Genomic DNA, 26230 nt, shown 5'->3' with positions numbered 1-26230 from the left:
GCAAAAGCAGCTGCTAACGATCGCCTCATTCTTCCTCCCCTTCCCGCAGGATACAGATGTCTCGCATACAGGCGAATTTGTTGTTGTTGCTTGCCGCCGCGATCTGGGGCGGCGGTTTCGTTGCGCAATCGACAGCGATGAAGGCGATCGGACCGTTCTGGTTCATCGGCCTCAGATTTGCCGTGGCCACCATGGTCGTCCTGCCTTTCGTGTGGATGGAAAACAGAAAGGCCACGAAGCCGCTGACGTCGCGCAACTGGCTCTCCTTTTTGTTGATCGGCCTCGCTCTTTTCGGCGGAGCGGCAACGCAGCAGCTTGGCCTGCTGACGACGACGGTTACGAATTCCAGCTTCATCACCGGCCTTTATGTGGTCTTCGTTCCGCTGATCGCTGTTATCTTCCTGCGCCGCTCGCCGCATTGGGTCATCTGGCCAGCGGCATTGATGGCGCTTTGCGGCATCTACCTGCTCTCGGGCGGCTCCTTCTCGCGCCTTACCGTCGGCGATTTCCTGACCGTAATCTGCGCGCTCTTCTGGGCTGCGCAAATCACGCTTGCCGGCTCGGCCGTCAACGAAACCGGACGCCCGCTTGGTATTTCCGCCGTGCAATTTGCCGTCACTGCCGTTCTCGCTCTCGCGGTTGCCGCCGTCATCGAACCAATCAGCATCGCCGATATAAGCGCCGCACTCGGCGAGATCCTTTATGTCGGCATCTTTTCCTCGGGCCTGGCTTTCGCGCTGCAGATCATTGGCCAGCGTTATACGACCGCGCCGCAGGCGGCGATCTTCCTATCTTCGGAAGCGCTGTTCGGGGCTTCGCTCGGCGCCTTGCTGCTCGGCGAGACCATCGGCCCGCTCGGCTATGCCGGCTGCGCTTTGATGTTTGCGGCGATGCTGGCCGTGGAATTGGTGCCGGAATTGACTCGCCGACGCGACGCCACGGCATAAAAAACGCCGAAAATGCGCGCTTTTAGCCGCTTGACGGCATGCCTCGCCAAAATTTTTCGGGCGCTCGAAAATGGCCGTTCACACCAGCGAATTTGGGGAAATTTCGCCAATACTATATCGCGAGCGATGCAAAACCCTTAGAAACTTGTTTCAAAGTGGGAAAATTTGCGAATCGCCCTAACATATTCGCGTTACGGTATTGTAGCGGTTGTGCCACGTTAAAAAACTTTTGCTTGCCAATTTCCCATAAACACAGCACTCTCAATAGTGTTCGGGCATTTTTAGAGCATGGGAAGTCCTAATAGAATTGCGAGCCGGAAACGCTAATATTCCGGTCAGCCTGGTCGAGAAGCGGGTGGCAAACATCGCATTGAGATCATGCCGAGTTACGGGGACCTTTTCCTTCAAATTTCGAGAACTGCCTGCAAGCGCCCGCAAGGGCAACTAAAGTAATGCTGCCCGTGTGGATGGTGGGCAGAGAGAAAAGGACCTGAGGCATGGCCGAGACTGGCACTGTAAAGTTTTTCAATACCGATAAGGGCTTCGGTTTCATCAAACCGGACAAGGGTGGCGCAGACATCTTTGTACACATTTCTGCAGTTCAGGCTTCTGGTCTGGCAGGATTGTCGGAAAACCAGAAGGTAAGCTTCGACACGGAACCGGATCGCCGCGGCAAGGGACCGAAGGCCGTCAATCTGCAGATTGCTGGCTAAGACACCTTACGGCTTTCAAATTCGAGTTGAGGCCCGGCAGCAATGCCGGGTTTTGTCATTCAGTCTGCATTCAGTTTGCCACGTATAATTTGCCTCCCATGAAAGAGCGGGAATGACTTTTGTCCCGCTTCCGTTAGAGGATAGGCCAATGACCATACTCGGCAAAACGCTCGTCATGTCCGCCGTCGCAGCGGCATTGACGATCACTTCCATGAGCGCCGCGTCCGCCGACGAATATTGGCACCATCATAACCGTGATGGTTGGGCGCTGGGTGCTGCCGGGCTTGCAACTGGCCTGATCGTCGGCTCCGCCATCGCCAGCCAGCCGCGGTACGTCGAACCGTCCCCGGCTTATGTCGACCCGGGCTACGACGCGCCTCCTCCTGGCTACTACTATCGACCAGCACCGCGCCGCGTCTATGTCGAGCGCGACGTCAGCTATTATGCGCCAGCGCCGGCATACGGTCTGCGTCCCTGGTCATCCGCATGGATGCGTTATTGCTACGACCGCTACAGAAGCTTCGATGGCCGCACCGGCACCTATGTCGGCTTTGACGGCATGCGCCATTTCTGCACGACCGACTAATTTCAGCCGTGCCCCGAACGAAAATGCGAGGAACCACGGTGCCGCTTTCGAGCGGCGCCTGATTGATACGGAATAGGTCCCATCGGGAAGCGTTCGTCTTTCCGCCTGGATTTGCGACAGCGTGACCGCCTCTCGCTCGCTGAACGACGCGCCACGCCTCCCGCCTGGATACAACGTCTCCGATAAGAGCTCCGGCCCCATCGCGCGGGAGCTCTCATCCAAATACTGTGTGATAATGTCCTGCCATGGTCACACTGGCATTTAGGCGTATAGCCGTTGGCCGCGCGAGGAAGCTTTCCCGAGGTTGGAGAATGGGCGTCAGGAACTATTTGATCGAAGGCGTTTCTGGCGCCGGCAAGACTGCAGTCGCCACGGAGCTGCAGCGGCGCGGCCATCATGTTATCCACGGTGACCGCGAATTGGCGTACAAGGGTGATCCGGGGACGGGCGAACCTCTGGATGACTCTGCCAATGAGCCGCACACCCTGGATGTGACCTTCGGGCACAGGCATCACCTTTGGAATCTCGACAAAGTCAAATCCCTTGTCGCCGATCGAAGCCATCCGACCACCTTCTTCTGCGGCGGTTCCAGGAATTTCCATCGCTTTATCGATCTGTTCGATGGGGTCTTCCTACTCGACCTCGATCTGGAAACGCTGAATCGCCGGCTTGCCGCCAGGCCGGAAGATGAGTTTGGCGGCAAGCCTGCCGAGCGAGAGGTCATCGTGCGATTGCACGCGACGCAGGAGGACATTCCGAAGAATGCGACAAGCATCGACGCGACCGCCCCGCTCGCAAGCGTTGTCGACGATATTCTTTCCAGATGCCGCGAGAACGCGGGGCAAAAGGCCCGCCAATAACGCTTTGCCTACAGCCCGCGCAAAAAGGGATTGGCGCGACGCTCGTCGCCGATCCGGCTCCCCGGCCCGTGACCACAGATGAAGCCGACTTCATCGCCCAGCGGAAAGACTTTGTCGCGGATCGATTCTAAAAGCTGCTGGTGATTGCCGCCGGGCAGATCGGTTCTGCCGATCGAGCCGTTGAACAGCACGTCGCCGAGATGGGCAAAGCCCTGCTTCCGGTTGACATAGATGACATGGCCCGGCGCATGGCCCGGGCAATGGAAAACCTCGAATTCATGCTCGCCGAAGGAGACCTTGTCACCCTCCTTCAGGAAGCGGTCCGGCGTGACGTTGCGCACGCCGCTGATGTTGAACATCTTGGCTTTGGCTTCGATATCCTCGAGCAGGAAGCGATCATCCTCATGCGGGCCGATCACCTCGATGCCGAGCTTTTCGCGCACCTCGTCGGCACCACCGGCATGATCGATATGGCCGTGCGTCAGCCAGATGGCCTTCAGGGTAATGCCGTTCTCGCGCACCGTCTGCAGAATGATATCGACATCGCCACCCGGATCGACCACCACGCCCTCCTTCGTCTCCGGATCGAACAGGATCGTGCAGTTCTGTTCGAAAGGGGTCACCGGAATAATGCCGGCTTGGAGCATGCCCATGGAGCGCCTCGTCTGTTTGATCGTCGTGCTGCCGGTATAAAGGCAAACATCAGACAAAGCAGCCCCCGAAGTTTCAAAGTGATGGAATGCCGGCAGCCGAACCTCGAGATTCGATAGTATCCGTTTATTTCAAACGGTTATTTGGTCCTCCCATCGAACGATGACCTATTGGTGTCCGGCAAATCGGAACACTCAGGCACTCGAAACGTTGAAGATAAGTCTTTCAAGACAGAAGGAGAAAACCAATGTCCTTGAAGAGGAATCTGTTGCTGACCGGCTTTGTCCTTCTCGGCAGTGCGGGTCTCGCTCAGGCCGAGATGGCCGCAACCACCGCCACGGATATAGAAGTTCGTTCCGGGCCGGGTGCGGAATTTCCGACGGTCGGCGTCGCCACTCGCGGGTCCGAAGCAACGCTCGACGGTTGCGTCGAAGGGAGCCGCTGGTGCCGGGTTGACGTCAATGGCATGCGCGGCTGGGTCTATGCGCAATATCTGAGCGTCGAACAGAATGGCACCTCGGTCGTCGTCCAGGACCACCGGGATGATCTCGGCATCCCCACCATCACCTACGAACAGACAGATCCAGTCCAGACGGGCAGCCTACAACGCGTTCAGCCAAGTCCGAACGATCAGTTACTGGGTCCCGTCGATGAGAGCGGCACCGATGTGGTCGCCGTCACCCCGCCTGAGGAAGTCCGGACCTATATCGATGACAATCCGGTCGATACGGTTCGGTTGAATGGTGATCTGGTCGTGGGCGCCACCGTCCCGCAAAGCGTGGAGGTGCACCGCATTCCGGATTATCAATACAGCTATGTCGAGGTGAACCATCAGCCGGTTCTGGTCGATCCCGGCACGCGCAGGATCGTCTACGTCTACCGCTGATTCGCCCCGTAGGGCCGCATAAGATGGCGAAATTGACATGCGGCGGGGCGGCCGCATGTCCAAATCGCGAATTTCCCCTGAAATTATTGCGGGATTCTCCCGTTTGAGTTGCCCTTCTATTTCCAGCGATCCGTGCATGATGTAATCCTAATATCAATGAAGGATTATCGCCGCTCCCTGGCACCGATCCGGGACGCCGCGAGAGGGCATCCGGAAGCGTCTCCGGAATTATGGGAGAAGGGCAGTCATGGAAAGTCTAGGGCCTATCATTACGCAATTGATTGCCGGTGCGATCGGTGGCAACGCCGCAAGCGCCGTTTTGAAGCAGGATGGGATCAATCTCATTGCGAGAACGATCGCCGGGGCCGTGGGCGGCCTTGGCGGCGGCCTGATCCTGAACCTGATCGGCAGCGAAGCTCTGACCGGCCTCATCGCGCAAGGCATATCCTCGTTGGTCGCCGGCGGCGTGCTCTCCGCGATCGTTGGTGCCGTTCTCGGCCGCAAGTCCTAACTAGATCGGATCGCACAAGCCCGGCCGGGCAACGGTCAGGCTTGTGCGGATCAATGCGCAATTCTGCTTGGCAACAGCCGCTTTCACCGTGCATTGAGCTAGGCAAGGCGAAAGCATGCCATCGCTACGATATTTGCTGCCTTCAATGACCGGATATGTGCACTCTCCCACCCGAGAGCCCATCTAAGGCTTTCATTTTGCCCCGGGCGATCTTACCGTTTCACCAAGCATCTGATCCCTGCGTCTCCGCGTCGACGGAGCGGAAGAAAATGCAGGATGTGTTGGAGTTTTATGGGGCCGCGCTTAATTTCCTAATGAAGCAGCGCCATTTGGGCCGCACGGCATTGTGCGAAAACGGACAACGACGTAATGCGTCAATAGAGCTGACATATTTTTGCGGAAGTTTCCCGGATGCTCCATAATAGGAAAGGAAATGTCACGGTGCCACGACAGATGAGCCAGAATGCGGCAAAGACTGAGCTGCTGGCTACGCCGATGCAGAATGCGGGAAGCATCGATTTCGAGATTATCGAGCTGCTTTTCTTCGCCTACCGTGATTTTGTCTCCGATCCGGACCAGATCCTCGTCAAGAGCGGTTTCGGCCGGGCTCATCATCGTGTCGTCCATTTCGTTAACCGCGAACCCGGCATGACGGTTGCGGACCTTCTGGAAACATTGCAGATCACCAAACAGAGTTTGGCGCGGGTTCTCAAACAATTGATCGATTCGGGTTATATTCGCCAGGTCGCAGGTCCGGAGGACCGGCGGCAGCGCAAACTGTACCCGACGCAGGCAGGGCGCGATCTGGCGCTGGCGCTGGCCGAGCCGCAATCGCGCCGCATTGAAAGGGCATTCGAAGGCGCGTCGGAAGCGACGCGCGAAAGCGTGAAGCGTTTCCTGCGGGGAATGCAGACCGAGAAATGATGGCAATCCCGCCCGTGGGGCCGGTGCGGAATGCGTCAACTCAATCGATGGGTAGGACAGGATCGAGACGAACCGAATGACGACAAAAGCAGCAATCTCGGATGACGCAGCACATCTTCTGGTGGTGGATGACGACACACGGATCCGTGCCCTCCTCAACCGTTATCTTATGGAGAAAGGTTTTCGCGTCACGGCCGCCGCCGATGGCGCCGAAGCCCGCCGCAAGCTGGAAGGGCTCGATTTCGACCTCATCATCATGGATGTGATGATGCCCGGCGAATCCGGCATTGCGCTGACGTCGAGCCTGCGTGCTATCAAGAACATTCCGATCCTCATGCTGACGGCGCTGGCCGAAGCCGATTCCCGTATAGCGGGCCTTGAGGCCGGCGCGGACGACTATCTGCCAAAGCCCTTCGACCCGCGCGAGCTGGTGCTGCGCGTCAACAATATTCTTCGCCGCAACGCGCCCGCCGATTCCCCGAAGATCGAGCTCGTGATGTTTGGTCCTTATACGTTTTCGCTCACCCGTAAGGAGCTGAAGAAGGCGGCGGAGCTCATCCGGCTTACCGATCGCGAGCAGGAAATCATGCTGTTGTTTGCCAAGCGCGCCGGCGAGACGATCCCGCGCCATGAACTCATCGGCAACGATGCCGAAGTGGGCGAGCGGACGATCGACGTGCAGATCAACCGGCTGCGCCGCAAGATTGAAGATGACCCTGCCAACCCTATCTGGCTGCAGACGGTGCGTGGCATCGGCTATCGCCTGAGCATAGACTGAGATCGGCCCGCGGGATCAGATTATGGTGACATTCGATTCGATCAGACGCGACCAGGATCACACGCCATCCAACGGCCTGAGGTGGCTTTCGCGCTGGATGCGTCGCTATATCCTGCCGACCGGTCTCTATGCCCGCTCATTGCTGATCTTTATCCTGCCGATGATCATTCTGCAGGCGGTTGTCACCGTCGTCTTCATGGAGCGCCACTGGCAGATGGTGACGCAGCGGCTGTCGATGGCGACCACGCGCGACATCGCCGCCATCATCACCATCATCCAAACCTATCCGCAGGATGCTGACTATTCCGCCATCACCCAGATGGCGCGTCAGAAGCTCGACCTTAGTATATCGATCGAACCTGGGGGTGAATTACCGCCCCCGCGCGAAAAGCCCTTCTTCTCCATCCTCGATGGCATTTTGAGCGACGAGATAAAGGAACAAATCAATCTACCCTTCTGGATCGATACGGTCGGTAACTCCAGTCTGGTCGAAATCCGCGTTAAGCTGCCGGACAAGGTGCTGCGCGTCTTCGCAAAGCGCAGCCAGACCTACGCCTCGAACACCCATATCTTCATTCTATGGATGGTCGGTACGTCGCTAGTGCTAATCGGCATCGCCGTCCTATTCCTGCGCGGCCAGATCCGCCCGATCCTGGCGCTGGCTCAGGCGGCGGAGAGCTTCGGCAAGGGCCAGCGCCTGGAAAACTACTCTCCCCGCGGCGCCGACGAAATACGCCGCGCGGGCCTTGCCTTCATCCTGATGCGCGAGCGCATCGAACGGCAGATCGAACAGCGCACGGCCATGCTCTCCGGCGTCAGCCACGATCTGCGCACCGTTCTCACCCGCTTCAAGTTGCAGCTCGCCCTTGTCGGCGAAAATCCGGATCTTGTCGGCCTCAGCGAAGATGTGGAGGACATGCAAAGCATGCTCGAGGGCTATATGGCCTTCGCTCGCGGCGAGGCCGAAGAAGATGTCGGACAATTCAAGCTCAGCGATATCCTCGAGAAAGTCCGGCAGGACTTCACGCTGCATGACAAGTCCATGAGCTTCTCCATCGAAGGAGATGACGAAATCTCCGTCCGGCCGAATGCATTTACCCGCCTGGTGACGAACCTCGCCACCAATGCACGACGCTATGCCAACAGCCTCCGCGTCGAAGCGAGGCATAGCGCCAAGTGGCTGACGATCATCTTCGACGATGATGGGCCCGGCATTCCGGTCGCCGCACGGGATGATGTATTCAAACCGTTCTTCCGGCTGGATTCGGCCCGCAATCTCGACAAGTCGGGCACAGGCCTCGGCCTTGCCATTGCACGCGACATCGCCCGTAGCCATGGCGGCAATGTCACGCTCGGCGACAGCCCGCTCGGCGGCTTGCGCGCCACCATCCGCATTCCTGCCTGAGAGAGAGAGAGAGAGAGAGAGAGAGAGCATATGCCGATCGATATCGATGGCATGCACTGGTTGAACACGCCGCCGATGTGGGAAGTGAACCAGGGACGCCTGTTCGTCCAGTCCGGCAATAAGACCGATTTCTGGCAGGAAACCTATTACGGCTTCCACCGCGACGACGGTCATTTTCTCGGAATGCCCCGCCGCGGCGATTTCACCGCCGTAGTCACCTTCGTCGGGCATTATCGGGAACTTTACGATCAGGCCGGCCTGATGGTCCGCCACGATGCCAGGCACTGGATGAAATGCGGGATCGAATACACAGACGGCGGCAGGCATTTCAGCGTCGTCGTCACCAATGGCAACTCCGATTGGTCGGCCTTCCGGCTCGATCACGAGTTCGATGCCATGTCGGCACGGGTCACCCGCAACGGCGACGCCCTCTTCATCCAGTATCGCACCGACCGCATGAGCGAATGGCGCATGGCAAGGCTCGCCTGGTTCGATCCGACGCTCGATGAAGTGTTGGTCGGCCCGACCTTCTGCTCGCCGCAACGCGAAGGCTTCGAAGCAGAATTCCTCGATTTCAGCCTGACCGACCCGGTATCAAAAGATATTCACTGAGGACACGTCCTTTCGATTGCGAAAGGGGCGCCGCTCACATCATCCTTTTGCCATTCGGCACCGGATGGGTCACCGCAGCCAGAACGATCGCGCCGGACTCATCCTCGAAACCGAGCGTCAGCACTTCGGAGCGAACCGGCCCGATCTGGCGTGGCGGGAAATTGACCACGGCCAGCACTTGCCGGCCGACAAGAGTTTCCGGCGTATAGTGCACGGTGATCTGCGCGGAGGAGCGCTTGATGCCGATCTCCGGCCCGAAATCGATCCTGAGCTTGTAAGCAGGCTTGCGCGCTTCCGGAAAAGTCTCCGCTTCGATGATCGTTCCGACGCGGATATCCACCCGCTCGAAATCGCCGTAAGTGATCTCTTCCGCCATATCCTGCCTTTATAGGAAACTCAACCGGCCAGTTCCTGCGCCCGTTTGCGCGCCGCTTCGAGGGCCGCGTCGAATAGAGGCTGCATGCCATCCTCCGCCATCAGGACGCTGAGTGCCGCAGCTGTGGTGCCGCCGGGAGAGGTCACGTTCTGACGCAGGCGCGAAGCGTCGTCGGGAGACTGGTGCAACAGTTCACCAGCCCCCGCGACGGTTTCCCGTGCGAGCCGCATGGCGAGGTCCGCCTGCAGGCCAAGCTTTCGGCCCGCCTCCGCCATGCATTCCACGAGATAGAAAACATAGGCCGGGCCGCTGCCGGAAACGGCGGTTACCGAGTCGATATCGGTTTCGCCGGGCACCCATTCGACCGGACCGGATACCTTCAACAGGTTTTGAACCAGCTGCCGCTGGCGGTCGCTCACGCGTGCATTGGCAAAAGCGCCCGTCACACCGCGCCCGACCATGGCGGGCGTGTTCGGCATGGCGCGCACCATGGCCGCTTCTCCCAGATGCGTTTCCAGCGCGGAGAGCGTCTTGCCGGCCGCGATGGAGACGACGACCGTCGTCTCCCCGACAAGCGGCTTGAACGGCGGCAGAACCGCGTCCATCAGCTGCGGCTTGACGGCGATGAAGAGAACCCCCGCCGTCACGCCTTTCGGCACTTCGGTGACATGGCTTGCACCGGCATCCGCAATCATTTTCCCCATCGCTTCCGCCGGATTGGGATCGACGACGATGACCGATGATCCCGGCACGCCGTTTTTCAGCCACCCCGTCAGCAATGCCCCGCCCATATTGCCGGCGCCGATCAGAACGATCGGTCCTGAGGATGCAAATGCATTGGCGGATTGTTCGCCTGTCATGTCACGCTTCGCCTACCGTTTCGAAAAGTACGGCTTCCATGGCGCGATTTGCATCGAGCCCTGACCATACGACGAATTGGAAAGCCTGATAGTAAGCCTCGCAGGTGTCAAGCGCGTTGGAAAGCAGCACTTCCACCTGACGGTTGGTGGGCTCCGCCCCGCCCGACAAGAGAAGGGATTGGCGGAAAATGACGATGTCTTCCTGACGCCACAGATCGAAATGACCCATCAGCACCTGCCCGTTGATGCACGACAAGAGCTTGATCACCTCGTTGACGCGCGGGTCCGGAACCTTAACATCGAACGCGCAGGCTATGTGCAGCGCTTCGAATTCCTCCATCCACGAGAACGAGACGTGATAGTCGGTCCATCGCCCTTCGACGGTCATGGCGATTTCGTCCTCGCCAGACCGTTCGAACGACCAGTCGTTGTTGGCGGCGACGAATTCGATCATGTCGACCGGATTCGATTGTCGTTCGGCTTCCATTTCCATAAGGCTCATGCAGCACCTTCTTGACCGGATCGGTTGCAGTTTTCCCGTGGCTCGACACTGAAAGAACGCAAACAATTTTACTCCGGAAACATCCTCGGGATGATGTTGAACGGCTGCCAGACTAACGCTTCCACCATGCCCGGGGCTTACCAAGTCCGTTTCGAATCATCATTTAAAATCAGTGTATAGCGGCATGCCCGGCATGCCAGCCCCTGAACGGTGATTTTGGAAACGGCACTGTGGAAAGCTCTTCCGGCGTCTATTCAGAAGGGAGTCATAACCGACTCTGGCGATTGGCTTTTTTGCCTATGTCCACAGGTGGAAAACCGGACGGAAATTTTCAGAGGAAAAAGGCACGGCAAACGGGTGCCGCGCCGATCAGCAAACAGAAGTCCAGGCTTATTTGCCCTTGGAAGCGACCTTGGCTTCGAGCGCTTCGATTCTCGCCAGCAACGCCTCGTTCTCGTCGCGCGCCTTGATCGCCATTTCGCGAACAGCCTCGAATTCCTCGCGCTTGACGATATCCATGCTGTTCAGCCAGCGCTCGGCATGGGCATTGAAGGCGGTCTCGATTTCGCGGCGCACGCCTTGGGCAGCACCGGCGGCATCGGTCATCAGCTTGGCGAATTCATCGAAGATTCGGTTCGGTCCAGTGCTCATGGCAGTCTCCTTGCGGCCGTCGGCCCTCAACGGTCAGGCATCGATATGGGCCAGATAGTGCTGAGGTAGGATTTCCAAGGGGCCGATGCAAGCAAATTGAGATAGGACTGGACAACCGGACCTGCCATCTCGGCGAGATCAACAATCGACTTGACCGTTTCGACAGCGAACGCCATGTTCCGCGCACATTTTGGATATTTAGCATGATCCTGCCCCGAAATGGCATGATGCTTTCGGGAACATGCTGCAACGGGCCTGACGATCTTGCTGACTTCCGCCAATCTCGCCGCCATCCTGCCTTTTCCGGATATTGATCCGGTCGCCGTTTCTCTCGGCCCGGTTTCAGTCCATTGGTACGGGCTTGCCTATGTCGCTGGCATTCTGCTCGGCTGGTTCTATGCCAGACGGCTGGTCGATAACGGCAAGCTCTGGCTGAACGATACGGCACCGATGACGCGCCAACATCTGGACGATTTCATCCTCTGGGTCGCCTTCGGCATCGTTCTCGGGGGCCGCATCGGCTATATCCTTTTCTACGATCTCGATCCGGTGCTGGCCAATCCGATCCGCGCCATCGAAGTCTGGAACGGCGGCATGTCCTTCCACGGCGGATTAATAGGCACGACCATCGCCATGATTTTGTTCGCAAGGCGAAACAAGATTCGCGTCTGGAGCCTGTTCGATATCGTCGCGGCCGTCGCGCCGATTGGCCTGTTCTTCGGCCGCATCGCCAATTTCATCAATGGCGAGCTCTGGGGCCGCGTCACGGACGCTCCCTGGGCGATGGTCTTCTGCAGCCCGCATGTGATCGCCGCCCATAATGGCGTCTGCCCCGCAGGCTCCGACCCGCGCCACCCCAGCCAGCTTTACGAGGCTGGCATCGAAGGCATTATCCTCTTCCTCCTGCTCTTCATTTTGACCCGCTGGGCCCTAGCGTTGAAAAAGCCGGGCACGGTCAGCGGTATTTTTGTCATCGGCTATGCCTTCTCGCGTATTTTTGTCGAATTCTTCCGTCAGCCTGACGAGCAGCTCGGCTATCTGCTCGGCACGAACTGGCTGACGATGGGGATGGTGCTGTCGCTTCCGATGGTGGCGATCGGCCTTTGGGCCGTTATCCGCGCCCGTCAGGCAGCGGCAAGGCAGATGGCTTGAGGTGGAGTTCAATATCGCGTGGTCTTCATAAAGGTTGCTCCCATTTTGTCTGGGCCACGCATTAGCGAAAGCATAGAATGACAACGGCGCTCGGGGAAAAAATCAAAGCCATCATCCGCACCAACGGGCCATTGAGCATCACCGATTATTTTTCGCTGTGCCTCGCCGATCCGGTGCATGGTTATTACAAGACGCGTGAACCCTTCGGCCAATCCGGCGACTTTGTCACCGCGCCCGAAGTCAGCCAGCTATTCGGCGAGATGATCGGCGTCTTCATGGTGCATGCCTGGCAGCGGCATGGAGCCCCTGCCGAGGTGCGTCTCGTCGAAATCGGCCCGGGCCGTGGCACGATGATGTCCGACATGCTGCGCGTCATCGGCAAGCTGGCCCCGCCGCTCTATGATGCCATGACGGTCCATCTCGTCGAAACCAGCGAGCGCCTGCAGGGCTTTCAGCGCCAGACCCTCGAGCCCTACGGCGCAAAAATCTCCTGGCATACGGATTTCGGCGAGGTGCCCGAGGGTTTCACCCTGCTCGCCGCCAACGAACTCTTCGACGCCATTCCCATCCGCCAGTTTGTTCGCACCGCCAACGGTTTCCGCGAGCGCACGGTCGGCCTCGACGCCAATGACGAGCTGAGCTTCACGGCAGGCGTCGCCACGCTCGATCCTGCACTTCTTCCGGAGGGCGGACTGCCGCCGATCGGTACGATCTTTGAAATCGCGCCAGCCCGCCAGGCCGTCATGACGACGATCTGCGACAGGCTTGCCGCCCATGGCGGCACGGCGCTTGCCATCGACTACGGCCACATGGCGACAAGCTTCGGCGATACGCTGCAGGCCGTGCGCATGCACGAATACGATCCGCCGCTGGAACATCCGGGCGAAGCGGATCTCACCAGCCATGTCGATTTCCAGCATCTGGCACAGACCGCCCTCGCCTCCGGCCTGCACATCAACGGCTGCTGTCATCAGGGCGATTTCCTCGTCGGGCTCGGCCTATTGGAGCGGGCGGCGGCCCTCGGCAGAGACCAGGATGCGGCAACCCAGCAGAACATCCGTGTCGCCGTAGAAAGGCTGGCCGGCGCCGGCGAAGGCAAGATGGGAGAGCTCTTCAAGGTGCTGGCGGTTTCCAGCCCGGCTATCGATCTCCTGCCCTTTCGTGCCGTCAGCTGAGGCTTGACCACCAATCCTACGGATTGACAGTGCGCGCCGGACTGGGCCAACATCCCAGTCAAATCGAACTGCTTCGCCGCAGCTGCGTTATTCATCGCACGACAGGCTGAACCAAGACATCAAGGGACACCGCAGTTGCCGACACCACTTGCAAGCACGCTGCTGAGCGCCGCCGAAGCTGCCGGCATTCGCCATGGCTATTTCACCCGCGCCGGCGGCGTTTCCGAAGGCCTTTATCGCGGGCTGAATGTAGGCTTGGGTTCGCATGACGATCACGAGCACGTGCAGGAAAACCGCCGCCGCGTGGCCGGCTGGTTCGGTCTGCCCGTCGAACGGCTTGCTACCGTGCATCAGATCCATTCGCCCGATGTCGTGACAATCGGCGCCTATTATGATGGAAGCCGGCCGCAGGCCGATGCGATGGTCACGGCGACACCGGGCATCGCAATCGGCGTGCTCGCCGCCGATTGCGGCCCCATCCTTTTTGCCGATCCGGAAAATCGGGTCATTGGCGCCGCTCATGCCGGATGGAAGGGCGCGCTGACCGGTGTGCTGGAAAATACCATCGATGCGATGGTGGCGCTTGGCGCTAGACGTGAAACGATCATTGCCTGCCTCGGCCCGTCCATCAGCCGGGCGAGCTATGAGGTCGGCCCCGAATTCGTCGAGCGCTTCCTCGCCCATGATCCCGATTATGCCAGATATTTCACCCCTTCGGAGCGCGACGGCCATGCCATGTTCGATCTGCCGTCCCTCACGGTCGATCGCCTGCACAAGGCGGGCGTCACCGCCGAAAGCCTGAACCTATGCACCTATCCGGATCCTGAGCGCTTCTTCTCCTATCGGCGCACGACGCATGCGAAGGAGCCGGATTACGGACGGCAGATTTCCGCCATCGCTATCGGAAAGGCAGCTTGATATGGCCTTGCATTTCGAACGCAGCGAATTCGACGCTCGTCTGGCACGGCTGCTGGCGAGAATGCAGGAAGAAAAGCTCGATGCCATGCTGCTTTTCGCACAAGAGAGCATGTATTGGCTGACGGGCTACGATACGTTCGGCTTTTGCTTTTTCCAGACGCTGGTCGTCAAGGCGGATGGATCTCTGACGCTGATGACGCGCTCGGCCGATCTGCGCCAGGCGCAACTGACTTCTGTCATCAGCGACATTCGCATATGGGTCGATCGCGTCAACGCCGATCCGACGCTCGATCTCAAGGAGCTGTTGTCCGATCTCGATCTGCTCGGTGCCCGTATCGGTGTCGAGTATGACACTCACGGCATGACGGGCCGCATCGCTCGCCTGCTCGATCATCAGCTTGCAAGCTTCGGACAGATCATCGACGCCTCTTATCTTATAAGTCGACTGCGTCTGACGAAGAGCCCAGCGGAAATCGCCCATGTCGAACGTGCCGCCGCACTGGCCGACGATGCCCTCGATGCGGCGCTGTCTGTGGTCAAGGCCGGCGCGGACGAATCGGATATTCTCGCGGCCGTGCAAGGCGCCGTCTTTTCGGGTGGAGGCGATTATCCCGCCAACCCGCTCATCATCGGCTCGGATGCGGAAGCCCTGCTCTGCCGCTACAAGTCCGGCCGCCGCAAGCTCGACGCCAATGACCAGCTGACGCTCGAATGGGCCGGTGTGGATGCTCATTATCACGCCGCCATGATGCGCACCGTCGTCATCGGCACTCCCACCCATCGCCATCGCGAGCTCTATAGCGCCTGCCTGGAAACGCTGCAGGCGATCGAAACGATCCTGATGCCGGGACACACCTTCGGTGACGTCTTCGACATGCATGCGAAGATCATGGACGAGCGTGGCCTTGCCCGCCACCGGCTGAACGCATGCGGCTATTCGCTCGGCGCCCGCTTCTCGCCGTCATGGATGGAGCATGAAATGTTCCATATGGGTAATCCGCTGGAGATTCAGGAGAACATGTCGCTCTTCGTGCACATGATCATCATGGATTCCGACAGCGGTACCGCCATGACCCTCGGGCAGACCTATCTGACGACCTCGCAGGCTCCGAAAGCCCTTTCCCGCCACCCTCTCGAATTTCTTAACCGTTAGGGGCGTAAGATAGCGATCCTGGACGGTAAGACCGTCGGGAGAAAGGATCGCGTCAATGGGAGTGGTCAGGATAACGTTGACTGTCGCCGGCTTTTGCCTCGCGCTCTCCGCCTGCAATACCACGGACGCCCTGACGCCGCCCGAAGCGATAGGCGATGCCGGCTCCAGCCCTGTCACCCAGCGCGATGTCGAGCGCATGGCTTCGACACCCCAGCGCCGCCAAACCTATCAAAGCGCGCAGGAGAGTTACGGCTATCAGCAGCAGACCTCGCAGCAGGCCTATCAGCCGCAAAACTACGGCGGCAGCGGCACGCTGGACGACCAGGCCTCGGCGTTGAGATCGAACGGCACCAATCCCTATGCGTCGCGCCCGCTCGACGGGTCCCGCACTGCTTCCATCGCTCCAGCCAACAATCAGTTTTCCGAAGCCGACGAGCAGCGCGAAGCCGATCGGCGCTTGTCGGACGATCAGCAACCCCGGCAGCAGCAGCAGACTGCCGACGACCCACAGCCGGAACAACAGCAACCAGATCAACAACAGGCGTCGCTACCGCCCACGGCAGCGGCCGGCGGCAACAGCGTCCGCTTCCTGCCGATCATCGGCGCTCCCGTCGAAGCCGTCACGCCGCTGTCGCGCCAGCTCGGCGCCGACGCCCGCTCGCTCGGCCTGACGATCAAGAGCTCAAGCGATTCCAGCGCCGCCTATATCCTCAAGGGCTACCTTTCCGCCTTTGAAGACGGCCCGCAGATTTCCGTGACCTACGTTTGGGACGTGCTTGATAGTAATGGCAACCGCGTCCACCGCATCCAGGGTTCAGAAAGCGCGCCTCTGAAGCGTGGTGACCCTTGGTCAGCCGTTCCTCCAACGGTCATGCAGAAAATTGCCACCAAAACCATGTCGGATTTCAATTCCTGGCGCGAATCCAACGGTGGATAGCTAAAAGCTTTTCAGAAATATGAAAGCTAACACGCCTCTCCCTCTTGCATTCGAGAGCAAGGCGGTTAAAAGCGCGGCTATCAGGTTGGTAATAGGCGGGCCACAATGAAGGTTTTCGCAGGCAATTCGAACCGGCATCTCGCCGAAGCGATCTGCAATTATCTCAACGTTCCCTTGGGAAGAGCTAGCGTCCGTCGGTTCGCCGACCAAGAGATTTTCGTAGAGATCCAGGAAAACGTACGCGGCGAGGATGTGTTCCTGGTACAGCCGACGTCGTTTCCGACCAACGATCATCTCATGGAACTGCTGATCATGATCGATGCGATGCGCCGCTCGTCGGCACGGCGCATAACCGCAGTCATCCCCTATTTCGGTTATGCCCGCCAGGATCGTCGCGCCTCTGGGCGCACGCCGATCTCGGCAAAGCTGGTCGCCAATCTGATCACCGAGGCTGGCGCAGATCGCGTTCTGACGCTCGACCTGCACGCAGGCCAGATCCAGGGCTTCTTCGATATCCCCACGGACAATCTCTATGCGGTTCCGATCCTGACGCGCGATATCAAGGCGAATTATGATATCGGCAACGTGATGGTTGTCTCGCCCGATGTCGGCGGTGTCGTGCGCGCCCGCGCCCTGGCAAAACGTCTCGACTGTCTGTTGGCGATCGTGGACAAGCGCCGCGACCGCCCGGGTGAGTCCGAAGTGATGAACATCATCGGCGAGGTAGCCGGGAAGGATTGCATCCTGATCGACGATATCGTCGATTCCGGCGGCACGCTTTGCAATGCTGCCGAAGCACTGCTCGCACAAGGTGCGGCAAGCGTCACCGCCTACATCACCCACGGCGTTCTCTCCGGCGGCGCGGTGACCCGCGTGGCAAATTCCAAACTGAAGGAACTGGTAATTACCGATTCCATCCAGCCGACGACTGCCGTACTTTCGGCGCCGAATATCCGCGTCATCACGACGGCAACGCTGATCGGCGAAGCCATCAATCGCACCAGCCAGGAAGAATCGGTTTCAAGCCTGTTCGACTGAGCCTTGGGGCCGCCTCAGGTGGCCTTTGCTCCCGCAGGATGCGCCTGCTTCCATGCGAGCAGGCCAATGCCCAACAGCCCCGAGATGAAGACGGCCGCACCCGATCCCATGATCGAAGGCCCGATGCCGAACCACGCAAACAGCGTTGGGGACATCAGGTAGGCCAGAAGCAGGCCGGTGAAGATCGCGCACATCAATAGCCGATAGACCTGCGCCAGACGATGCGGCTCGCTGCGCGTCTGCATCAGATGCAGCATGGCAAGGTTCTCGAAGGGTCCGTTGATCGCCGCAAAGCAGGCAACGATCATCAGCCCTATCCGATCATGCATCAGCGGCAGCAGGAAAACGCCAGATCCGAAAATGAGCTTCGCCGCGATGATCCAGACCACCGGCCGGCGCGGCTTGACGCTGCCGAGGATCAGATTGGTCGTCAGATTGCCGACGCCGTAAGCCGTCATCATCAGGCTGTAGTCGGTGAGCGGGTCGGCGCTGGTTTCGCGCAAGTGCAGGATCATCCCAAGTAGGATCCCCATCGCCCAGGCGACGTTTCCCATCAGGTTGGTGAAGAGGCCGTAGAGAAGTGCCGCATGGCCACGCGCTGCGCGCCACCCGCCCAGAATGCCGTCCATGACGGCCGCCATTCCGGAGAAATCGCGACGCCGCGACGCCATCGGGAGTTTTGCCACCGCGAGCCATACGGCAACCGCCGACAATATGAAAGTAACAGCCGTGACGGTGAAGAACTGAGATTTCGGCAGGAGCCCGTTCACGAGCGCAATGAGGCTCGGACCGAGAATACGCGCCATGCGGCGGGTGGCATCGAACAAACCGTTCGTCGCATGCCGGATTTCGGCATCCACCGCAATCGTCGGCAAGGTCGCCTGCAGCGAAGGGTCGAACGTTGACGTCAGCAGCGCGATGCTTCCGGCAAGCACGATCAACAGCGGCAGGCTCATCAGATGCAGCGTTCCTGCTAGCGATAGGGCTAGCAATAGAGCCGCCCGCATCAGATCGGCCGTGATCATCGTCGTGCTATGCCGCCAGCGATCCGTGACGATCCCGCCGAACAGGCTGCCGAACAGCAGCGCGCCCGACTGCAACGCGGAAACATATCCCGCATTGCTGCCGATGAAGTCAGCCGCAATCCAGACGACTGCGACCATGTAAAATTCGGAGCCTGTAGCCGCCAGCACCTGGCCGGCCCATAATAGAGAGATCGAGCGCTGGCTCAGCGGCTTCAGGACAAACATGATCGCATTCTGATTTCGGAGTGGCTTATTTCATGACCTGCCCGTTGACTGTCACGTGACCGTCGTCGGAAAGATCGATATCCCAGCGCGAGCGTCCATCGGCATCCGTCTTGGCAAAGCCCTTGGCCATCATCAGGCCGAAGGAGAGCTGAGACAGATCCTCCTTGGTCTTTGCGGCCTCCTGGATGGCGGCAATCGTCTTGTCGAGATCTCGGGCAAGAACCGTCATCTTCATGGCGACGCGGTCCTTTTCGGTCAGCCAGCCGCGCATACTGCCCGACGCCTCGACATCATAAAGACCCGAAACGGCGCTAACCTTCGGGAAGTTGATGGTCATTGTCCCGTCAGGGAACATGGCCTTCTGCAGCTTCTCGTCCAGGGCTTTATCGCTCTCCGGGTTCTTGAAGTCGGCTTGCTGGAACACATCCGCCAGAGCGGAGAAATTCAAGTTCGGCACCTGCACCTGGATATCGGCCGTATTGGGAATGAAGGCGACATAGTCTTCGGGGATGAGGCCCGTTTCCAGGGCAAGCTTCTCGGCATTCAGCCCGAAATCGGCATTCATGGCATTGGCCGGTCCGGCTATCTTGAAGAAATAGCCCATCTTCTGCAGGCCGCCATTGCCGAATGGCGTCGTGACCGCGATATCCTTGATGGCGACTGACTCGTCGAAGGAGCCGACAATCGGCATAGCATCCATCAGCAAGGACTTGACCGCCTTGCTATCGGCATCCGAAAGCGTCTTCTCATTCTTGTGTTCGGAGACGAACTGCAGCAAGGAATTCAGTGCCTTCAAGGGCAGTTTCGTCGCCCCCATGTTGAAATCGATCGCCGCGATCTTGACTTCCCCGAGCGTTGCGTCGTCGGCCGAGATCTTGTCGTAGAGCGATTGCAGGCTGCCGTTCATCTTGAGATCGAGCCTGCCCGGCTCACCGCTGTCTGCCGACGACACGGTATAGGTAATGCTCTCGGCTGTGGCGTCATTGCTCTGGACGCTTTTATCTTCATCGGTGGTTTTTGTCGCAATGGTGATGCCGTTGCCCTTCATATCCATGGAACGCAGATAATGAAGTGCGGGATCGAACACGCCCTGAAAGGTCGATGACGCCAAGGCGTAGCGAACTTCAGTGTCGGGGCCCTTGCCAGGCTTAGACTTCGCCGTGATATCGAGGGCATTGTTGCCTTCGATATTCCAGAGGCCGCTATCGAGCGGCGTCGCCAGCATCATCAATGGCTTGAGGCCGCTCACGGCAAAATCGCTTACGTTCAGCTTGTCGAGAAGCTTCTGCACATCATAGGTGACTTCGTAGTGCGAGCTGACCGGCTTGACCGAGATCGCGCCGCTCTTGGCGATATCATCAGGCAGAAAATAAGTCAGATTGCCGTAAAGATCCTTGGCACCCTGCTCGCTGACATCAGCCGCCTGCACAAGGCCGGCCACGCCGGCAGCGAGAACAGCCGCCGTGGCAACCGCTTTGAAACGCATAATTCACCCCCAAATATGATGGAAAAGAAACGTGGAAATCTGGAAAGCGCCGACCGGCCTTTCGCGTGGAACTTTATCATCGCCCTGATACATGGGCTTGCCCTCAAACCTCAAGGCTTCTTCATCACCTGTCCGTTGACCGTCACCGTCCGGTCTTCGCCCATCGTGATATCCCAGCGGAGGCGGCCGTCCGGGTCGGTCTTGGCAAAACCCTTTGCAGCCAGCAGGCTGAAGGAAACGCTGTTCAAACGAGGCTGAGCCTTGGCGGCCTCCTGAAGTGCTGCAACCGTCTTGTCGAAGTCGCGCGCCAGGATCGTCGCCTGCAGCGAAATGCCGGAATGCGGCTTGGTCGAGCCCTTCAGCGCGCCGGAAACCTCGACGTCGTAGACATCAGACTTTGCGCTGATCTTCGGGAACTCCAGCGTTCCATAGCCATTCGGGAACATCGTGCGTTTCAGAGCCTCCCCGGAGACCGGCGTCGCCCGTGTTGCAATCGAATCGAGACCGGCATCGATGAGACCGGCAAAGTTGATATTGGGCACGCCGAGCTGAACGTCCAGCACCGCGGGCAGGAAAGGCGTAAAGGCATCAGGCACCAGACCGGCGTCGGGCGTGAACTGCTCGGCCCTAAGCTCCAGGTTGACGTTCGAAGCCTTGGTCAGACCGTCCATCTTGAAACTGTAATCGATGCGCTTGACACCGACCTTGCCCTTCTCGGTTGCCACCAGTGCGTTGTTCACTGTCACGGTCTTGCCGAGCGAACCGAAAACCGGCAGGGCCTGATGGACCAGCTGCTCGAACTTCTCGCTGCCGCTTTGCGATAGCTGCTTGGCCTTGACGTGTTGAACGAAGAAACGGATGAGCGCGCCCAGATCCTTCACCGGCAGGCTCGTGGCAGTGACGTTGGTATCGACGCTATCGGCGCTGAACGTGATGGGCGAAGCATCCGGACGCACCGTGAACTGCTCACGCAGGCGTTGCAGCGTTCCCTGCAATTGCAGGTCGACCTTGCCCGCTTCGCTGCTGTCGGTGACCGTATGGGCAAAGGAGGCACTGTCGATGGTGGCATCGATCTTGCGCCCGCTTTTCGGGCCGCTGCCGGCGCTCGAAAATTTCATGCCGCTGCTCTTGATACCCATAGACCGCATCATTTCGATGCCAGGATCGAAAATGCCGTCGAAAGAGCTGGAGGCGATCGAATAGGCGATGTCAGCGGTCGGCGAGTGCAGGGCGACATCGAGGCTATTGTCACCCGTCAGATGCCACCGTCCCTTTTCGACCGGCTGCGCAAAAAGCGAAAGCGGCTTGAAACCTGTGACCGAAAACGCGCTCGAATTGATCTTGTCGAAGAATTTCGCAAGATCGTAGGTAATCTCATATTGATCGCCGGCCGGCTTGACGGTCACGAAATCGCTGCGGGCAAGGTCCTGCGAGAGCGAATGGGTCAGGACGTTGCGGAGTTCCTTGGCGCCTTGCTCATTGACGTCGGCAGCCTGTGATGCGCCAGCAAGACCAATGGAAAAAACCGCGGCGGCGATTGCTCTGGAACGCATGCCCGACCTCTCCTTCTGGCGCCAATCGATTGGATTCGACTGTTGATGGGGCCGAGGGTATATGTCAAGGCGTTGATAGACATGATACGTCAGGCTTGTTCGTGGCAGTTGCAATGTCACCACAGGGCTTCGTATCCGGGGTGCTTGCACCTTTAGCCGCTTTGTATTATACGCCACGCGTCCGCGTAGACACCCTTGGAGGCAACGCGGATGAGGCAGGGCATGCCCTCCTCCAGTTCAATCGATACGGCGTAGGCCGACCGAATGAACTCTCCAAATAACCTCGAAAGGAATAGCTATGAGCCACGAAAGCTACGAGCTCAAGGCCGAGGCGCGCGAACGGGTTGGTAAGGGGTCCGCCCGTGAACTTCGCCGCAATGGTCTGATCCCCGCTGTCATCTATGGTGACAAGCAGGCCCCCATTTCTATCGCTCTCAACACCAATGAGGTGACGAAGCGCATCCACGCCGGCGGCTTCCTCACGACGATCGCAACGATCGACGTCGGCGGCAAGAAGATCAAGGTTCTGCCGAAGGACTACCAGCTCGATCCGGTCCGTGACTTCACGGTTCACGTCGACTTCCTGCGCGTTTCCGGCAACACGGCGGTCACCGTCGAAATCCCGGTTCACTTCGAAAACCATGAGAAGTCCCCGGGCCTCAAGGCTGGCGGCGTCCTGAACATCGTTCGCCACGAAGTCGAAGTTCATTGCCCGGCCGATGCGATCCCGGAATTCTTCACCGTTGACCTCTCCGGTCTGAAGAGCGGCGACAGCATCCACATCTCGGCCGTCAAGCTGCCGAAGAACGTGACCCCGGTCATCGCCGACCGCGACTTCACGATCGCAACGATCGTTGCTCCGGCAGCCGGTCTTGCTGAGGACGAAGCAGAAGGCGGCGAAGAAGCCAGCGCCTGATTGGCATCTTCGACCTGAAGCATTGAAACCCGCCTCCCCACGGGAGGGCGGGTTTTTTCATGTCCGGAAACAAATATTAGAGAAAGTAAAAATAAGAACGTCTTGGATCTATACTATCGTTGATTTCCATTAACCCCACAGTTTCAGCAACATTTAACGGATTCATGAAAATCTGCTCGAAAGAGTTGTAGAAAGCGGCGCCCTCCCAAATCCGCTGGTCTATAACCGGGGAGCTAACGGAACTATGAGCCATTCGGTCGAAAACCGGTTTTTCGCGATCGTTTGCGGTGCGCTGCTGGTTTTCGTGGCGCCGCTCTTCGTGCTTTTCCTTTTTCTGTCGTCCGAACGCGCCGAAAAGGAAATCAAGGATCACATAGCCGTTCTACTCGTCGCCAATGCCCAGGCCCTCGCAAAGCCGTTATGGGACCTTGATGAAGACAGCGTCACCCAGATCAGCGCGACCACCGTCGCCGAAGGCGCGATCGTCCGCGTCAATGTCCGCGATCTTTCCGGCCAGCTCGACGTCACGCAATCGACCATCCCGAAATCTTACAAGGGCAATCTGGAGTCCGTTGACCGGCCAATCATCTACAATGGCGTCGACGGTGCGAAGCGGCTTGGCACCATCACCGTCTATTATCCTCAGCTCGGCCTGTTCGACGGCCTGAAGAGCGAAGAGATCGTCTTCATCTCCATCTTCATCTTCGCCGTGTTGACGGTCTTCGGCGCGGCGCTGATCGGCAATCGCATCTTCGTCATCCAGCCGCTGATGCGGCTGACGCATGCCATCGAGGCCACACGGCGGCTCGGCTCGCGTCATCACGTCGACTGGCAGTCAAACGACGAGATGGGCCGGCTTGCCAGCAGCTTCAACGATATGCAGAGCAAGCTCCAGCGCGAGGAAAACGAACTGAAGCTGGCCCATCGGCGTGCGACGGATACCTATAATCTGACGCCCGCCATGCTTTTCTCGCTCGACAAGAACGATTGCATCGCTGCCGTCAGCGACTACTGGCTCGCTGCCACAGGCTATGATCGCGCCGAGGTGATCGGCCGCGAGTTTGCAAGCCTGATCCTGCCGGATTCACGCGTGCAATATATCGAGCGCAAACGCGGCAACCCCGATAGTGCCGCCCGCCTTGCCGTGACGGTGAAATTCCTTTGCCAGGATGGGCGGATCATGGATGTCCTGATCCTCGAAACGACCGCGATCCAGGACGGTCTGTCGCTCTCCGTCATGACCGACGTTACCGAACTCAAGCAGTCGGAAGACCGTAATCTGCGGCAGGCGATTACCGATCACCTGACCGGCCTTCTCAACCGCCAGGGCTTCGAGAGCGCGCTGGACGCAAAGATCAATGAAGCCGATCTGCGCAAGCGCGAACTCGCCTGCCTCTTCATCGATCTCGATCGCTTCAAATGGATCAACGACAATATGGGCCATGCCGCCGGCGATGCGGCACTGCGCGAATTGGTATCGCGCCTGCAGAAATGCCTGAAGCCGGGCGACATCGCCGCCCGCCTCGGCGGCGATGAATTTGCCATGCTGCTTCTGGCCGAGAATGCGGAAGCAAGAGCGATCGACATGGCGGCTCTTATCGCCGAGGTCTTCGAGGCGCCCTTCATCGGCGATGCGCGCCTCAGCGCCAGCATCGGCATTGCGATTTATCCCAGTCAGGCCGCCAATGCAGCCGAACTGCTGCTGAAATCCGACATCGCCATGTATGCCAAGAAGCGCGATGGCAAGAACGGCGCACAAATTTTCGACAACGGCATGCTGGACGATTCCCGCCGCCGCGCCGAACTGGAGAACCATATCGAAACCGGCCTCAACGAAGACTGGTTCGAAGCCTATCTGCAGCCCGTCGTCAATATAGACGACCGCTCGATCGCCGGTTTCGAGGCGCTGATGCGCCTGCATCACCCGCAAAAAGGCATCCTGCCCCCTGGCCGCATCATCGAGGTTGCTGAAGAGACCGGATCGATCATTCGCATCGGCAATCGCATCATGGAGAAGGCTATCGCCGATTTTGCTAGCCTCTCGCGGATCGAAGGCATGCAGGACACCTATCTCGCCATCAACTTCTCGCCGCTGCAGTTCGAACAGGAATTGCCGCTGCGCATTGCGGCCCTGCTGTCGCGCCACGAAATTGCCGCCCGACGCATCGTCGTCGAAATCACCGAGGCTGTGCTCATGGATGACAATCCGGAGACGCGCATGGTGATCAACGAGATCTGCCGCTACGGCTGCCGCATTGCACTCGACGATTTCGGCACGGGTTATTCGTCACTGAGCTATATCAACCGCTTCCCCGTTGACATTATCAAGATCGACCAATCCTTCATCCGCGCCATCAACGACACCGCCTCCGATGTCAGCGCCAAAAGCCGCATGCTGGTCGAAAGCATCACCACGCTGTCGCACAAGATGAATTGCACAGTGATTGCGGAAGGCGTGGAGACCGAGGAGGAATGCGCGACCCTGCGTGCCATGGGTATCGACTATGGCCAGGGCTATCTGTTCTATCGGCCGCTACATCCAGACAATCTGATACGGACGCTGGTCGGCTCGCACCAACATCACCCTTCCCCCGTAGCACAAGCGTCATAGCGATGAGGAACCGCATGCGAAAACCGCTGCTTATGATTGCTACCGGCCTGTTTTCGCTCACGTTTTTCTCCTCCGTCCACGCCGAGACAATCCATTTCACCACCGAGGAATATCCGCCCTTCAACTATCGCGAGGGTAAGATCGTTGTCGGAGCGACCACCGACCAGGTGCGGAAGGTAATGACCGATCTCGGCGTCGACTATACGATCGACATCATGCCCTGGGCGCGAGCCTACAACCAGGCGCTGATGGAACCCATGACCTGCGTATTCGTTGCAGCTCACAACGAAGAACGCGACAAGCTCTTCAAATGGGTGCAGCCGCTGCTGATCGACCGTAACGTTTTAATCAAGCATAGCGGCTCCAGCGTTACCGCCGGCAACATCGCCGAAGCCAGAAAGTATCTCGTCGGCACCTGGCGAGAGGATTATACGGAAGCGATCCTGCGCCGGAACGACTTCCCGCGCATCGACGTCGGTAGCGACTTCAAGGCCGCGCTGAAGAAGCTGATGAGCGACCGCATCGACCTGATGCCGATCTCCGAATTCTATTTCGACAAGTTGCAGAAAGAGGGCAACGCCGTGGAGAAGGTGACCCTTCTCTCGCAACAGCCCATGGGGATCGCCTGTCACAAGGATTTCCCCAGCGACCTCTTGGACAAGATGCAGACGGCTCTGAATGCGCTGATTGCCGACGGAACGCAAAAGCGGATTTTCCTGAAGTACGGCCTGCACCTCAGCGACTGACCGCATCCCGCCTTGACTTTGTCGTCAAATCGC

The 26230-nt window shown here is 58.8% G+C and carries 27 protein-coding genes; 19 read left to right on the top strand and 8 right to left on the bottom strand.

The features are described from left to right. Positions 1–56 precede the first annotated feature (56 nt). The 4 genes from PH562_RS02220 (at position 57) to PH562_RS02205 (ending at position 3106) form a co-directional block, all read left to right on the top strand. Positions 57–947, top strand: coding sequence for a DMT family transporter (locus PH562_RS02220; protein ID WP_113230307.1), 891 nt, complete (start codon positions 57–59; stop codon positions 945–947). 497 nt (positions 948–1444) lie between these two features. Then, entirely contained in the window at positions 1445–1660 is a 216-nt protein-coding gene (locus tag PH562_RS02215) for a cold-shock protein (RefSeq protein ID WP_004116423.1), read from the top strand. 148 nt (positions 1661–1808) lie between these two features. After that, entirely contained in the window at positions 1809–2246 is a 438-nt protein-coding gene (locus PH562_RS02210) for a BA14K family protein (RefSeq protein ID WP_285171239.1), read from the top strand. 311 nt (positions 2247–2557) lie between these two features. After that, positions 2558–3106, top strand: coding sequence for an AAA family ATPase (locus PH562_RS02205; RefSeq protein WP_285171238.1), 549 nt, complete (start codon positions 2558–2560; stop codon positions 3104–3106). A gap of 8 nt (positions 3107–3114) precedes the next feature. On the opposite strand, the gene PH562_RS02200 is transcribed toward PH562_RS02205, so the two are convergent. Further along, entirely contained in the window at positions 3115–3759 is a 645-nt protein-coding gene (locus PH562_RS02200) for an MBL fold metallo-hydrolase (RefSeq protein ID WP_285171237.1), read from the bottom strand. A gap of 245 nt (positions 3760–4004) precedes the next feature. Between PH562_RS02200 and PH562_RS02195 the strand changes: the two genes are divergently transcribed. The 6 genes from PH562_RS02195 to PH562_RS02170 all read left to right on the top strand — a co-directional run bounded on the left by PH562_RS02195 (position 4005) and on the right by PH562_RS02170 (position 8873). Continuing rightward, the gene (locus PH562_RS02195; protein ID WP_285171236.1) at positions 4005–4643 is read left to right on the top strand and encodes a DUF1236 domain-containing protein; all 639 of its coding nucleotides are present in this window, start codon (positions 4005–4007) and stop codon (positions 4641–4643) included. Between the two features lie 247 nt (positions 4644–4890). After that, complete coding sequence (locus tag PH562_RS02190; RefSeq protein WP_092711633.1) at positions 4891–5154, top strand: hypothetical protein; 264 nt, start codon at positions 4891–4893, stop codon at positions 5152–5154. Between the two features lie 453 nt (positions 5155–5607). Continuing rightward, positions 5608–6078 (top strand): MarR family winged helix-turn-helix transcriptional regulator, encoded by a 471-nt coding sequence (locus tag PH562_RS02185; protein ID WP_285171541.1) that lies wholly within the window; start codon positions 5608–5610, stop codon positions 6076–6078. Between the two features lie 76 nt (positions 6079–6154). Continuing rightward, entirely contained in the window at positions 6155–6856 is a 702-nt protein-coding gene (locus PH562_RS02180) for a response regulator (RefSeq protein WP_113230302.1), read from the top strand. A 22-nt stretch (positions 6857–6878) separates the two neighbouring features. Next, entirely contained in the window at positions 6879–8261 is a 1383-nt protein-coding gene (locus PH562_RS02175; protein ID WP_113230301.1) for an ATP-binding protein, read from the top strand. A gap of 30 nt (positions 8262–8291) precedes the next feature. Beyond that, positions 8292–8873: a DUF1349 domain-containing protein gene (locus PH562_RS02170; protein ID WP_113230300.1), complete on the top strand. Its 582-nt coding sequence runs from the start codon at positions 8292–8294 to the stop codon at positions 8871–8873. 34 nt (positions 8874–8907) lie between these two features. Here the strand turns inward: PH562_RS02170 and PH562_RS02165 are convergent, their stop codons facing one another. The 4 genes from PH562_RS02165 to PH562_RS02150 form a co-directional block, all read right to left on the bottom strand. Beyond that, the gene (locus PH562_RS02165; protein WP_113230299.1) at positions 8908–9249 is read right to left on the bottom strand and encodes a tRNA-binding protein; all 342 of its coding nucleotides are present in this window, start codon (positions 9247–9249) and stop codon (positions 8908–8910) included. Positions 9250–9269: 20 nt separating this feature from the next. Beyond that, on the bottom strand, positions 9270–10109 hold the full coding sequence (proC, locus tag PH562_RS02160; protein WP_285171235.1) for a pyrroline-5-carboxylate reductase: 840 nt from the start codon (positions 10107–10109) through the stop codon (positions 9270–9272). Between the two features lies 1 nt (position 10110). After that, positions 10111–10611: a type III secretion system chaperone family protein gene (locus tag PH562_RS02155; RefSeq protein ID WP_069612651.1), complete on the bottom strand. Its 501-nt coding sequence runs from the start codon at positions 10609–10611 to the stop codon at positions 10111–10113. Between the two features lie 390 nt (positions 10612–11001). Beyond that, positions 11002–11262 (bottom strand): accessory factor UbiK family protein, encoded by a 261-nt coding sequence (locus PH562_RS02150; RefSeq protein ID WP_285171234.1) that lies wholly within the window; start codon positions 11260–11262, stop codon positions 11002–11004. Between the two features lie 264 nt (positions 11263–11526). Between PH562_RS02150 and lgt the strand changes: the two genes are divergently transcribed. The 6 genes from lgt (at position 11527) to PH562_RS02120 (ending at position 17635) form a co-directional block, all read left to right on the top strand. Then, on the top strand, positions 11527–12414 hold the full coding sequence (gene lgt / locus PH562_RS02145; protein WP_285171233.1) for a prolipoprotein diacylglyceryl transferase: 888 nt from the start codon (positions 11527–11529) through the stop codon (positions 12412–12414). Positions 12415–12491: 77 nt separating this feature from the next. Beyond that, positions 12492–13589 (top strand): class I SAM-dependent methyltransferase, encoded by a 1098-nt coding sequence (locus tag PH562_RS02140; RefSeq protein ID WP_285171231.1) that lies wholly within the window; start codon positions 12492–12494, stop codon positions 13587–13589. A gap of 135 nt (positions 13590–13724) precedes the next feature. Continuing rightward, a complete protein-coding gene (pgeF, locus tag PH562_RS02135; protein WP_113230295.1) occupies positions 13725–14507 on the top strand; it encodes a peptidoglycan editing factor PgeF in 783 nt (260 codons plus the stop codon). A gap of 1 nt (position 14508) precedes the next feature. Then, positions 14509–15660, top strand: coding sequence for a M24 family metallopeptidase (locus PH562_RS02130; protein ID WP_285171230.1), 1152 nt, complete (start codon positions 14509–14511; stop codon positions 15658–15660). A 55-nt stretch (positions 15661–15715) separates the two neighbouring features. Further along, positions 15716–16597 carry a hypothetical protein gene (locus PH562_RS02125; protein ID WP_285171229.1) on the top strand — a complete coding sequence of 294 codons (882 nt, stop codon included), beginning with the start codon at positions 15716–15718 and terminating at the stop codon, positions 16595–16597. A gap of 105 nt (positions 16598–16702) precedes the next feature. Continuing rightward, positions 16703–17635, top strand: a complete 933-nt coding sequence (locus PH562_RS02120; RefSeq protein WP_069612657.1) for a ribose-phosphate pyrophosphokinase — start codon at positions 16703–16705, stop codon at positions 17633–17635. A gap of 14 nt (positions 17636–17649) precedes the next feature. Here the strand turns inward: PH562_RS02120 and PH562_RS02115 are convergent, their stop codons facing one another. From PH562_RS02115 to PH562_RS02105, 3 genes are all read right to left on the bottom strand, one after another. Beyond that, a complete protein-coding gene (locus PH562_RS02115; RefSeq protein ID WP_285171228.1) occupies positions 17650–18885 on the bottom strand; it encodes an MFS transporter in 1236 nt (411 codons plus the stop codon). A 25-nt stretch (positions 18886–18910) separates the two neighbouring features. Next, positions 18911–20371: a hypothetical protein gene (locus PH562_RS02110; protein ID WP_285171227.1), complete on the bottom strand. Its 1461-nt coding sequence runs from the start codon at positions 20369–20371 to the stop codon at positions 18911–18913. 110 nt (positions 20372–20481) lie between these two features. Continuing rightward, on the bottom strand, positions 20482–21924 hold the full coding sequence (locus tag PH562_RS02105) for a hypothetical protein (RefSeq protein WP_285171226.1): 1443 nt from the start codon (positions 21922–21924) through the stop codon (positions 20482–20484). A 298-nt stretch (positions 21925–22222) separates the two neighbouring features. Between PH562_RS02105 and PH562_RS02100 the strand changes: the two genes are divergently transcribed. From PH562_RS02100 to PH562_RS02090, 3 genes are all read left to right on the top strand, one after another. Continuing rightward, entirely contained in the window at positions 22223–22840 is a 618-nt protein-coding gene (locus tag PH562_RS02100; protein WP_113230289.1) for a 50S ribosomal protein L25/general stress protein Ctc, read from the top strand. 244 nt (positions 22841–23084) lie between these two features. After that, complete coding sequence (locus PH562_RS02095) at positions 23085–25451, top strand: EAL domain-containing protein (protein WP_285171225.1); 2367 nt, start codon at positions 23085–23087, stop codon at positions 25449–25451. Between the two features lie 14 nt (positions 25452–25465). Continuing rightward, a complete protein-coding gene (locus PH562_RS02090) occupies positions 25466–26197 on the top strand; it encodes a substrate-binding periplasmic protein (RefSeq protein ID WP_285171224.1) in 732 nt (243 codons plus the stop codon). Positions 26198–26230: the final 33 nt, after the last annotated feature.

Source organism: Rhizobium centroccidentale, assembly GCF_030182565.1.
In the GTDB taxonomy this organism is placed as follows: domain Bacteria; phylum Pseudomonadota; class Alphaproteobacteria; order Rhizobiales; family Rhizobiaceae; genus Rhizobium.
The sequence above is the reverse complement of the archived record's forward strand: the minus strand, read 5'-3'. Positions and strand labels throughout refer to the sequence as shown.